We start from the raw sequence: 11,400 nt of genomic DNA, 5'->3' as shown, positions 1-11,400 counted from the left end.
GTTCTCCTGGCAAGTTTGGTGGTTGGTAGCTGGTGCCCCGCTGTGCGGTGAGTAGGTCCTGAAGGAGGATAGATTCTGATTTTCTATGATTTCCGTATTATTCAGAATATCTCCAAGAGCTCTCGAACCGGTCCCGCAGTCGCCTCAGACCGAGCGTCTCTCCCATCCTCGCCCACCCGGCGTCCGGCCGGTCCACCGCTGGAACGCCACCGAGAAGCTCGACGCATCGGCGTAGCCCAGACGGTGCGCCACCCTCTCCACCGGCAGGCCCGCATCCAGCAGCTCCCCCGCCATCGTCCCCCAGCGTCTCGGCCACGATCGCCCGGTACGAGGCCCCCCTCCTCCCCCAGCGTCTCGGCCACCTGGTCCTGCGTGGGGCCCTCCGCGGCCCGGCGCAGCAGCACTTCCCGCACGCGGGCGCCGAGCTCGCCGTGGTTCTGTCTGCGCTGCAGCAGTTCCGCGCACTCCCGCAGCAGTACGGCGGCGGCCTCCGGGCTCGTGGTCGGCATGGGCCGGTCCAACGCCCGCGCGTCCACTACCACCGCATGCGTCGACGCCGTCGTCTTCACCAGGAACCCCCGGTCGCGAAACACCGGCGCGATCCGCTCACCGAGCGATTCGGCCACCTCGATGCGACGGATCTCGGACGGCTGCCCCCACAGCGCACCCCAATGGGCGAGAATCCCCGGGACGTCGCGCTCCAGCAGGAAGCCCCGCAGCTGCGCCGGCACGTGCCGGTCGTCGAGGCAGAAGCGGACTTCGTCGCCCGCATACTCCAGGGCGGCGCGCGAGAAGGCGAAGGTGAGATCGAAGAAACGGGTGCCCACCTCGATGCCGTCGCGCACCGTCGCACAGCTCATCAGGGCGTAACCGAAGATCCCGTGCACCGCCGCCCGGATCGATGCGCGCTTCGGCACCACGGTGTTCCGGTGGCCTCTGGACGTCACCGACCGAGGGTCCTTCGACGAATTCCTCAGCCTGGCCCACATGGAGTTCGGCGGGATCGACGTGCTCGTCAACAACGCCGGTATCATGCCCACCGGCGCGTTCCTCGAGGAGACCGACTCGGTCACCGACCGGCAGATCGACATCAACGTCCGCGGTGTGATCCTCGGTTCGAAGCCGGCCGCGGCGCGGTTCACCGAACAGGGCTACGGACACATCGTCAATCTCGGCTCCGTCGTGGGCATCGAAGGCGCCCCCGGCCTCACGGTGTACTCCGCGACCGAGCACGCCGTGATCGGCCCGGACGAGGTCGCCGCCGCGATCGTGCAGGTGATCGCGACGGCTCGTCCCGGCCTGCGGTACGTGCCCCGCACGGCGGGCGCGATCCTCGGAGCGCGGAAGGCGGTGCCGGAAGCGACCCGTCACCGCATCACCGCGGCATTCGGTCTGCAGTCGCTGGCACTGAACACCGACGAGACCGCGCGGGCGGCCTACCGTCGGCGCACCGAGGCTCCGAACCAGGCAGCGGCCGGCGAGGACTCGGCGGCGAAGAATCCCTCCGGCAGCGCACGCTGATCCGACGCGCGCTGCCGACCGGGGCTCAGTCTCCGGTCGGCAGCGCGCGCAGCGAGCGCACCGTGGCGTCGACGGCGCGAGCCGCCTCGGCGCCCTTCTTGACGAAGTGCCGCGTGAAGTACTCGACGTGCTCGTCGTGCTCGTGGAAGTTGTGCGGGGTGAGCACGACGGAGAAGACCGGCACATCGGTGTCGAGCTGGACGCGCATCAGGCCGTCGATCACCGCGGTGGCGACGAAGTCGTGCCGGTAGATGCCGCCGTCGACGACCAGCCCGGCCGCGACGATCGCGTCGTAGCGCCCGGTCTTCGCCAGTCGCTTGGCGTGCAGCGGGATCTCGAAGGCGCCGGGGACCTCGAAGAAGTCCAGGGCGTCCTGCGAGACGCCGAGGCGGGTGATCTCCTCGGTGAAGCCTGTACGTGCCTGGTCGACGATGGTGCGGTGCCAGGTCGCCTGAACGAACGCGATGCGCCCGGTGATGTCGGTCATGGTCACGAAACTAGCGCATGCCGCGTCATAGTTTGCGGTGCGGGAGAGGGGCTGTTCCGCCCTATGGGATTTCGATTATTTCTCTTTTCCGTCATGCACAGAGTGACTACGGTGGTGGATGTGACACAGTCGGCTCCCGCCCCCGAGAACACCATCGGTCCCCGCCCCGAGCGGTACATCGACATCTACCGTCGCGCCACCGCCCGACTCGAGGCGTGCCTGCCGCTCGGCTGGTCGCTGTCGAGCGACCGCCCCCGCTCCCCCGAGGCACCCACCCGGATGCTCGTCTCCGCCCCCGACGGCGACACCGTGTCCTTCTCCGTGGTCGCCTCCCGAGGTGTGCTCTCCGGCGACGTCGCGCGCATCGCCGCCGACCTGTCCGACTCCGACCGCGGCTTCGTGTGCGCCCACTATCTGTCCGATCCGGTGCGCCGCCAGCTCGACCGGCACGGCATCTCCTACGCCGACGCGACCGGCAACCTCTCGCTCGTCGCCGACCGCCCGGCGGTGTGGGTCCGCGACCGCGGCGCCGACGCCGACCCGTGGCGCGGCCCGGGCCGCCCGTCCGGGGTGCTCACCGGCGAACCGTCCGACCGCGTGGTGCGCGCACTCGCCGATCACGTCGGGGAGATCTCCGTCCCGGAACTGATCAAGCTGTCCGGCGCGTCTACCGGCGCGACCTACCGCGTCGTCGAGGTGCTCGTCGAACGTGAGCTCGTGCGCCGGGTCCCGCGCGGCCCGATCGTCGAGGTGCGCTGGGAACCGATGCTGCGGGCCTGGGCCGCCGAGCGGAAGGTGTGCGCGGTCCGCCGGTTCACCGCCCCCGAGGGCGTCACCGCGACCCGCGCGCGACTGGCCGAACGCATCGACATCCCCTACGCGCTCACCGGCGTCGGCGCCACCGACTACGCGGCCCCGACGCTGCTCGAGGTCTACGCCGACGACCCCGACGACTTCGCCGACAGTCTCGGCCTGCGCCCGGTCGAGCACGGCGGCGACGTCGTGGTGGCGATCCCCTGGTCGCCGGTGATCTTCGAACGGATGGACCGTCGCGGCGGACTGCGCCATGCCGCCGTCTCACACGTCTACGCCGACCTGCTGGCCGGCCCGTTCCGCAACGACGATGCCGCCGAACACGTCCGCTCCCGGCTCACCGCGGACGAGCACTGGCGACGCCCGGTCCGCTGACCGCTGCATCCGGCCGATCCCCCTCCCCGGATCCACGGCCGAGCCTTTCGATCTTTGTGTACGGTGCGAACCATGACGGGTCGCCGCGACGACAGGAGTACCGATCAGATGACCGCGCCGCGCACCGTGGAGGACCTACCGTCGGCACTCGACGGCGCCGCTCTGTCCGATCGTCTCGCGGGCCGCCGGCCCGCGGTCTTCCTCGACTACGACGGTGTGCTCACCCCGATCGTCGCCCGTCCCGAGGACGCGGTGTGGTCGGATGCCATGCGCCGCACCGTCCGTGAACTCGCCGACCGCGTGTCGGTGTGCATCGTCACCGGCCGCGACCGCGACGTCGTCCAGCAGCTCATGGGGGTCGACGATCTCGTCGTCGCCGGCAGCCACGGTTTCGACATCTGGAGCCCCACCCACGGGCAGATCGCCCACGACGTCCTCACCGACTTCACCGATCTGATCACCGAGACCACCGAGACCCTGCGCACCCGCCTGGACGGTCTCGACGGTGTCGGCATCGAACCGAAGCGCGCGTCGGTTGCCGTGCACTACCGGCAGGCCTCCCCCGAGGTGCACGACCGGGTGGGTGCGATCGTCGAGACGCTGTTGCAGGAGAACCCCGACCGGCTCGCCGTGGTGCCGGGAAAGATGGTCTACGAACTCAAACCGGCCGTGGACTGGAACAAAGGCAAGGCGGTTCTGCACCTGATCGAGGTCCTCGGTCTCGCCTCCGACGACGTCGTGCCGCTCTATCTCGGCGACGACATCACCGACGAGGACGCCTTCCGGGCGTTGCGGGGTCGCGGCATCGGGATCCTCGTCGGCAGCCCCGACGACCCGGAGATGGCCGGACGCCGCACCGACGCCGAGTTCGTCCTCGCGTCGGTCGACGACGTCGAACGTTTCCTGTCGGCCCTGGGCAGATGACAGCGCCGCCGGGTGACAGCACCGCCGGACAGTTCGTGTCGAGTACGACCCGCCAGGAGGTTCGCGTGTACGACCCGGAGTTCACCCTCGACTACGACGGTTTCGATCCAGACGACGAACCCCTGCGCGAAGCCCTGACCTCGACGGGCAACGGCTACTTCTGTTCACGCGGCACCGCCGAGTGGGAAGACATGGGCGAGGTCCATTATCCGGGGACCTACGCGCATCGTTGCTACAACCGCGAGACCACCATCATGGGTGGCAGCCCGGTCCTGAACGAGGATCTGGTCAACCTCCCGAACTGGCTCGTGCTGAAGCTGCGCATCGACGGCGGCGAGGCGATCCGCCTGGCACAGGTGGAGATCCTCGACTACCGGCACGTCTACGACATCCGCACCGCCACCGTGGTCCGCGAACTGCGGTTCCGGGATCGGCACGGCCGCGAGACGTCGCTGTGCAGCAGGCGGTTCGTGAGCATGGAGCATCCGAACCAGGGGGCGCTCGAATGGTCGCTGACCCCGGAGAACTGGTCGGGGCGGGTCGAGATCGTCACCGCCCTCGACGGCCGGGTCTCCAACCGCGCCGTGGCCCGCTACCGCGATCTCGAGGCACGGCACCTCGATCCGGTCTCGCCGCGCACCTACGGCCCCGAGACGATCGCGCTGAAGGTGCAGATCCGCCAGTCCGACACCTACATCGCCCAGGCCGCCCGCACCCGGGTGTTCCGGGAGGGCTCGTGCGGGGCGATGCTCGTCGACCGCGATCTGTACCAGATGGAGGACTACATCCAGCAGGTCCTCTCCTTCGACATCGCCGAGGGCTCGACGGTGCGCATCGAGAAGATGGTGGCGATGTTCACCTCCCGCGACGACGCGATCACCGAGCCCCTCGCGTCGGCGGGCCGGCACGTGTTGCGCTATCCGGATTTCGCCGAGGCGTACGACGAGCACGTCGCGGCCTGGGACGAGTTGTGGGACATCTGCGACATCCGGCTGCCGCGGGAGCCGCGCGCGCAGTTGCTGTTGCGTCTGCACGTCTCGCACGTGCTGCAGGTCTGCTCACGGCACACCGCGCGTCTCGACGCGGGAGTGCCGGCGCGCGGACTCAACGGCGAGGCTTATCGCGGGCACGTGTTCTGGGACGAGATGTTCGTCTATCCCTTCCTGAACATGCGGGTCCCCGAGATCACCAAGGGACTGATCCTCTACCGTTACCGCCGGTTGGGCGAGGCGCAGGCCGCGGCGAGCGAGGCCGGTTACCGCGGCGCGATGTTCCCCTGGCAGAGCGGCAGCGACGGCACGGAGGAGACCCAGACGGTGCATCTCAATCCGATGTCGGGGCAATGGGATCCGGACTTGAGCCGGAACCAGCGTCACGTCAGCGCCGCGATCTTCTACAACGTGTGGCACTACTACCAGGCCACCGACGACGTCGACTTCCTGGCCGACTACGGCGCCGAGATGATGCTCGAGATCGCGCGGTTCTGGGCGTCGATCGCGCACTACAACCCCGACCGGGACCGCTACGAGATCCATGGGGTGATGGGCCCGGACGAGTTCCACGAGCGGTATCCGGGAGCCACCGAGGGCGGTCTGCGCAACAACGCGTACACCAACGTGATGGTCGCGTGGATCGCGGCGCGCGCCCTGGACGTCTTCGAGGTGTTGTCGAAGAGCCGGCGCACGGCCCTGCGGGCCCGGTTGCGGGTCACGGACGAGGAACTGCGGACCTGGTCGGAGATGAGCCGGAGAATGTTCGTGCCCTACCACGACGGGGTGATCAGCCAGTTCGAGGGCTACGAGGATCTCGAGGAACTCGACTGGGAGCACTACCGCACGGAGTACGGCAACATCGGTCGGATGGACCGCATCCTGCGCGCCGAGGGCCGCGACCCGGATGCCTACAAGGTGGCCAAGCAGGCCGACACGGTGATGCTGTTCTTCCTGTTCGACGATGCCGAGTTGCGCCAGGTGTTCGAGCAGCTCGGTTATCCCTACGATCGCGACCTCGTGCGCCGCACCGTCGACTACTACGACCAGCGCACCTCGCACGGCTCGACGCTCAGTCACGTGACGTTCGCCGGTGTGCTCGCGACCTTCGATCCGCAGTCGTCGTGGCTGCGGTTCAAGCTCGCGCTCGAGAGCGATGTCAGCGACCTGCAGGGCGGCACCACCAAGGAAGGCATCCACATGGGGGTCATGGGCGGCACCCTCGATCTGGTGCAGCGCTACTACGTCGGTGCCCGCGCGTACGGCGACGTGCTCGTCTTCCGGCCCAAGCTCGTCTCGCACCTCGACGGGGTGTCGTTCTCCATGCGGTACCGCGGCACTCCCCTGCGGGTGCGGATCGACGGCGACAAGCTGTCGGTGCGCGCCGAGACCGAGGGCTTCCGGGTGCCGGTGCAGGTCGCGGTGGACGGCGAACTCGTCGAGCTCGGCGCCGGCGAGTCGCACGAGTTCCGGCTCGCCGCCGTCCCCGCCTGACCGCGAGGAGGACATCGTGCCCGAGACGCAGTCGCGGTTCCGTGCGGTGATCTTCGACGTCGACGGGGTGCTCGTCGATTCACCGCACGAGACGGCGTGGCGGGAAGCGCTGGCGGAGTTGATGACCGGCGACTGGCGCGACCTGCAACCCGAGACCTCCTGGACCGACGACGCGTTCACCGCGGCGGTGTACCGGCAGGTGCTGTCGGGTCGGCCGCGGATGGACGGCGCCCGCGCCGCGCTCGAATACTTCGCGGTGCCCGACGCCGAGCGCCGCGCGGTGGACTACGCCCAGCGCAAGCAGGCCCGGTTGCTGCGGTTGATCGACGAGCGCCGGTTCCGCGCCTACGACGACGGGGTGCGCTTCGTCGCGGCCGTGCAGGCGGCGGGGATCGCGGTGGCCGCGGCGTCCTCGTCGAAGAATGCCGGGCTGTTCCTGCGGGCGGTCCCCGCCCACGACCGTCCTGGCGAGACGCTGCTCGACCGGTTCGACGCGGATCTGTCCGGCCGCCCGGTCGCCCACGGCAAACCGTACCCGGAACTGTTCCTCACCGCCGCCGACGAACTCGAGGTGCCCGCCCAGGCGTGCGTGGTCGTCGAGGACGCGATCAGCGGGATCCGGGCGGCGAAGGCCGGCGGCATGTGGGCGCTCGGTGTCGCCCGTTTCGACGACGCCGCCGACCTCGAGGACGCGGGCGCCGATCTGGTGGTGACCTCCCTCGACGAGGTCGACGTCGACGCCTTCACCGCCGGGCGACTGGCCCGCCGCGGATCGGTTTGACGCTCAGTCAATTCCGACGCCCTGCCAGTGCCAGTCGGTGATCACCGGCATGTCCTCGCCGTGGGTACGCACGTAGCGGGTGTGTTCGGCGAGGATGTTCTCGAGTTCCTCGCGGGCGTGCCCGGCGATCGGCCGGATCCGCTCGACGCGGTCGAGGACGTCGAGCGCGAGGTGGTAGCGGTCGATGCGGTTGAGCACGCACATGTCGAACGGTGTGGTGGTCGTGCCCTCCTCGATGTAGCCGTGGACGTGGAAGTTCTCGTGGTTGGTGCGCCGGTAGACGAGACGGTGGATCAGCCACGGATAGCCGTGGTAGGCGAAGACCACCGGCTTGTCGGTGGTGAACAGCGCGTCGAAGTGCGCGCCCGGCAGCCCGTGCGGGTGCGCCCGGTCGTCCTGCAGCCGCATGAGGTCGACGACGTTGACCACCCGGATCCGCAGGTCGGGGAAGCGGCGGTGCAGGATGTCGACGGCTGCGAGGGTTTCCATCGTGGGGATGTCGCCGGCGCAGGCGAGCACCACATCCGGTTCGACGTCGCGGTCGGTCGAGGCCCACTGCCAGATCCCGATGCCCTTGCGGCAGTGGGTCATCGCGTCGTCGATATCGAGGAACTGTACGGCCGGTTGCTTCCCGGCGACGATCACGTTGATGTACTGGCGGGTGCGCAAGCAATGATCGGCCACCGAAAGCAGGGTGTTGGCGTCCGGCGGCAGGTATACGCGCACGACCTCGGGTTTCTTGTTGACGACGTGGTCGATGAATCCGGGATCCTGGTGCGAGAAGCCGTTGTGGTCCTGCCGCCACACGTGGGAGGTGAGCAGGTAGTTCAGCGACGGGATGGGGCGGCGCCAGCGGATCCGGTTCGTGGTGAGCAGCCATTTGGCGTGCTGGTTCACCATCGAGTCGACCAGGTGCGCGAAAGCCTCGTAGCTGGAGAACAATCCGTGCCGGCCGGTGAGCAGATACCCCTCGAGCCAACCCTGGCAGGTGTGTTCGGACAGGATCTCCATGACGCGGCCGTCGGGGGCGACCCGGTCGTCACCCGGCTCGATGCGCGCGTTCCAGGTGCGGTCGGTGGCGTCGAGGACCGCGTCGAGGCGGTTGGAGTTGTTCTCGTCGGGCGCGAACATCCGGAAGTTCGTGGCGTTGCGCCGCATGACGTCGCGCAGGAAGGTGCCGAGGATGCGGGTGGCCTCGCCGGTGGCGGTGGCCGGTTCGGGAACGTCGACGGCGTAGTCGCGGAAGTCGGGCAGGATCAGATCCCGCAGAACCGCTCCCCCGTTGGCGTGCGGGTTGGCGCTCATCCGCCGGGTGCCACGGGGCGCGAGGTCGCGCAGGGCCGCGACGGGAACGCCGTCGTCGTCGAACAACTCCTTCGGCCGGTAGCTGCGCAGCCACTCCTCGAGGAGGCGGCGGTGCTCGTCGTTCCTGCGCGGATCACCGATCGGCACCTGGTGGGCGCGCCACGTGCCCTCGACCGGGGCGTCGTCGACCTCCACCGGGCCGGTCCAGCCCTTCGGGGACCGGAGCACGATCATCGGCCACGCCGGGCGGGTCGCGTTTCCCGAGCTGCGGGCGGTCTGCTGGATCTCGGAGATGCGGTCGAGCGCCGCGTCGAGGGCGGCGGCGAAGCGCCGATGCATGTCGGCGGGATGGTCGCCGGCGACGACGATCGGTTCGTGCCCGTAGCCACGCAGAAGCGACATCAGTTCGTCCTCGCCGATGCGCGCGAGCACCGTCGGGTTGGCGATCTTGAAACCGTTGAGGTGCAGGATCGGCAGTACCGCGCCGTCGCGGCGCGGGTCGACGAATTTCGTCGAATGCCAGCTCGCGGCCAGCGGCCCCGTTTCGGCTTCGCCGTCGCCGACGACCGCGGCGACGATCAGATCGGGATTGTCGAAGGCGGCGCCGTAAGCATGCGAGAGAGAGTAGCCGAGTTCACCGCCCTCGTGGATCGATCCGGGGGTCTCGGGGGCGACGTGGCTGGGAATGCCGCCGGGGAACGAGAACTGGCGGAACAGGCGCCGCATGCCGTCCTCGTCGCGGGAGATATCCGGGTAGACCTCGCTGTAGGTGCCTTCGAGCCACGCCGCGGCCACCGGTCCGGGTCCGCCGTGACCGGGACCCATGACGTACATCATGTCCAGGTCGCGGGTGGTGATGGCGCGGTTGAGGTGCGCGTAGACGAAGTTCAATCCCGGTGTGGTGCCCCAGTGTCCGAGCAGCCGCGGTTTGATGTGTTCGGGCCGCAGCGGTTCGCGCAGCAGCGGATTGTCCATGAGGTAGATCTGGCCGACGGACAGATAGTTCGCGGCCCGCCACCACGCGTCGAGGGTGCCGAAGTCGGTGTCGGTGGTGGGGAGCTGCATCGTTCTCCTCGTCGTCGCTGATATCCGGCGCCGGCCAGGGCTTTCCCGCGAATGCGCATGCGGGGCCCGGCCTGCCGCGTACCCTCGCTCGGAACGGTACCCAATCGGGGAGGTACCCACTCCCGGTACCGACCGGAACGATCCGACACCGGAAGTCGAATGCGAATGCCCTGGGCCAGGACCGCACAGGAACGCACAGTCGATTACGAAGCACCGCAGCGGCGGGTGATCCATCCCGTTCGCAGGCCGCGCGGTGGGGGTGATCGGGCGCTCGTGGCGTTCGCACACCTGGTCACGGCGGTGACCGGTGGCCGCGGATACTGGTTCGACGAGATGTACATGCTGGCCGTGGGCCGCAATCACCTCGACTGGGGGTCGGCCGACCAGCCGCCGGTCGCGCCGCTGATCGCATGGGTCGCCGAGGTGGTCGTGCCCGGGTCGGTCCTCGTGCTGCGGATACCGGCGATCGTGGCGACGGTGGCTGCGGTCGTGGTCGTCGCGCTGATCGCCCGCGAGCTGGGTGGTGATCGGCGTGGCGCTCGCCGCGCTCGTGCCGTCCGTCTCGGTGCCGATGTCCAACAGCGACGTCGGGGAACGGATCGCCGCGAGCACCGCGGGCGCGTACGAGGATCTGTCGGCGCACAGCCCAACCGCGCGTACGGCTATTTCCCTCTTCCCGACGAGTCGAGCACCGATGTGCTGTTCACCGGTGCCGACCCGTTCGACCTCGAACCGTATTTCACCGAGATCCGTGAGGTGCGCGGACCTGTGAGCGACGACATCGACGCCCGGGTGTGGCTGCTGACGGGAAGGACCACCGGGTGGCACGAGATCCGGCAGCAGATCCGCACACTCGACGTGGCGTGAGCTACGGCTGGGTGGCCTTCGCCTCGTTCTTCCGTTGCACCATCTCGCCGATCCAGGCCGGCGCGTACGGTGACGTGCAACCCGGTGACGTCGGATAGTCCTTCAGCACCTCGAGGCGTTCGCCGATGTCGAGCGCGCGGGCCCGGTGGTCGGGGTGTTCGATGCCGACCTGCGCCAGGCACGTGTTCATCGCCCACTGCAATCGTTCGGGGGCGTCGCGCATCTGAGCGTCGATGATGTCGAGCAGGCCGGACAGGTCGAGGCCGTCGGCGTTCTTGACGACACGCTCGGCGGTGAGTGCCCAGCCTGCGCTCGCGACGATCGGATCTGGATCGGTCATCCATCGCCCGCGCAGCTCCTCCGCGTGCGGGTTCTTCTTCACGACGTAGTTCACGAACCAGTCGTGCACCTTCGGGGTGCCGGTCTCACGGACCATCGTGTCGAGTTCGTCGGCGGTGAACGCCTTCGGGCGGCAGATCAGCAACGCGAGCAGCCGGGCGGCGGTGTCGCCGGTGGCCCAGAGTTGCTGCGCGAGCTCGTGCTGCGTCTTCACCCGCTTGGCGACGGCGCGCAGGGCGCTGAGGTTCACGCCGTGGTCGTCGCCGTGTTTCTCGTTCACCGCGCGGATCTTCGGGTCGTCGAGTGCAGCGAGTTCGGTGAGCAACTCGTCGATGGTCGGAGCGTCCGTTTTCGTCTGTGCCACCGCGATCTCCTGTCCGTATGTCGGTCGCGCCTCAGCCTACGAGCGTCGGGCAACGGCCTGGGCTGGTTCCATCGTC

The 11,400-nt window shown here is 68.9% G+C and carries 10 protein-coding genes and 1 pseudogene; 6 read left to right on the top strand and 5 right to left on the bottom strand.

The window, feature by feature from the left end; translation table 11 throughout:
• Positions 1–144: 144 nt before the first annotated feature.
• Positions 145–294, bottom strand: coding sequence for a helix-turn-helix domain-containing protein (locus A5767_RS24125; RefSeq protein ID WP_112320168.1), 150 nt, complete (start codon positions 292–294; stop codon positions 145–147).
• A gap of 272 nt (positions 295–566) precedes the next feature.
• A pseudogene (locus A5767_RS24120) lies at positions 567–860 on the bottom strand (AraC family transcriptional regulator ligand-binding domain-containing protein); the annotation flags it as partial.
• 61 nt (positions 861–921) lie between these two features.
• On the opposite strand from A5767_RS24120, the gene A5767_RS04795 reads away from it, so the two are divergent.
• Complete coding sequence (locus A5767_RS04795) at positions 922–1,521, top strand: SDR family NAD(P)-dependent oxidoreductase (RefSeq protein ID WP_006552157.1); 600 nt, start codon at positions 922–924, stop codon at positions 1,519–1,521.
• 25 nt (positions 1,522–1,546) lie between these two features.
• On the opposite strand, the gene A5767_RS04790 is transcribed toward A5767_RS04795, so the two are convergent.
• On the bottom strand, positions 1,547–2,008 hold the full coding sequence (locus A5767_RS04790; protein ID WP_006552156.1) for a 6,7-dimethyl-8-ribityllumazine synthase: 462 nt from the start codon (positions 2,006–2,008) through the stop codon (positions 1,547–1,549).
• Between the two features lie 120 nt (positions 2,009–2,128).
• Between A5767_RS04790 and A5767_RS04785 the strand changes: the two genes are divergently transcribed.
• The 4 genes from A5767_RS04785 (at position 2,129) to A5767_RS04770 (ending at position 7,384) form a co-directional block, all read left to right on the top strand.
• Entirely contained in the window at positions 2,129–3,196 is a 1,068-nt protein-coding gene (locus A5767_RS04785) for a helix-turn-helix domain-containing protein (RefSeq protein ID WP_006552155.1), read from the top strand.
• A 72-nt stretch (positions 3,197–3,268) separates the two neighbouring features.
• Positions 3,269–4,120 carry a trehalose-phosphatase gene (otsB, locus tag A5767_RS04780; RefSeq protein WP_230810854.1) on the top strand — a complete coding sequence of 284 codons (852 nt, stop codon included), beginning with the start codon at positions 3,269–3,271 and terminating at the stop codon, positions 4,118–4,120.
• A gap of 65 nt (positions 4,121–4,185) precedes the next feature.
• The gene (locus A5767_RS04775) at positions 4,186–6,603 is read left to right on the top strand and encodes a glycoside hydrolase family 65 protein (RefSeq protein WP_197483202.1); all 2,418 of its coding nucleotides are present in this window, start codon (positions 4,186–4,188) and stop codon (positions 6,601–6,603) included.
• Between the two features lie 16 nt (positions 6,604–6,619).
• On the top strand, positions 6,620–7,384 hold the full coding sequence (locus tag A5767_RS04770) for an HAD family hydrolase (RefSeq protein WP_064851803.1): 765 nt from the start codon (positions 6,620–6,622) through the stop codon (positions 7,382–7,384).
• A gap of 3 nt (positions 7,385–7,387) precedes the next feature.
• Here A5767_RS04770 and A5767_RS04765 read toward each other — a convergent pair whose 3' ends face one another.
• The gene (locus tag A5767_RS04765; RefSeq protein ID WP_064851802.1) at positions 7,388–9,754 is read right to left on the bottom strand and encodes a phosphoketolase family protein; all 2,367 of its coding nucleotides are present in this window, start codon (positions 9,752–9,754) and stop codon (positions 7,388–7,390) included.
• 273 nt (positions 9,755–10,027) lie between these two features.
• Between A5767_RS04765 and A5767_RS23280 the strand changes: the two genes are divergently transcribed.
• Entirely contained in the window at positions 10,028–10,621 is a 594-nt protein-coding gene (locus A5767_RS23280; protein WP_197483201.1) for a hypothetical protein, read from the top strand.
• Between the two features lies 1 nt (position 10,622).
• On the opposite strand, the gene A5767_RS04755 is transcribed toward A5767_RS23280, so the two are convergent.
• Positions 10,623–11,324 carry a DNA alkylation repair protein gene (locus tag A5767_RS04755; protein WP_064851800.1) on the bottom strand — a complete coding sequence of 234 codons (702 nt, stop codon included), beginning with the start codon at positions 11,322–11,324 and terminating at the stop codon, positions 10,623–10,625.
• Positions 11,325–11,400: the final 76 nt, after the last annotated feature.

The sequence above is a fragment of the Rhodococcus sp. 852002-51564_SCH6189132-a genome, from assembly GCF_001665495.1.
GTDB lineage: Bacteria > Actinomycetota > Actinomycetes > Mycobacteriales > Mycobacteriaceae > Rhodococcus > Rhodococcus pyridinivorans.
This window is presented reverse-complemented; position numbering and strand designations above follow the sequence as displayed.

Bases quoted from the DNA above. Each gene is read 5' to 3' on its own strand.
- otsB (WP_230810854.1), top strand. From the start codon at position 3,269: ATGACGGGTCGCCGCGACGACAGGAGTACCGATCAGATGACCGCGCCG.
- A5767_RS04765 (WP_064851802.1), bottom strand. From the start codon at position 9,754: ATGCAGCTCCCCACCACCGACACCGACTTCGGCACCCTCGACGCGTGG.
- A5767_RS24125 (WP_112320168.1), bottom strand. From the start codon at position 294: ATGGCGGGGGAGCTGCTGGATGCGGGCCTGCCGGTGGAGAGGGTGGCG.
- A5767_RS04790 (WP_006552156.1), bottom strand. From the start codon at position 2,008: ATGACCGACATCACCGGGCGCATCGCGTTCGTTCAGGCGACCTGGCAC.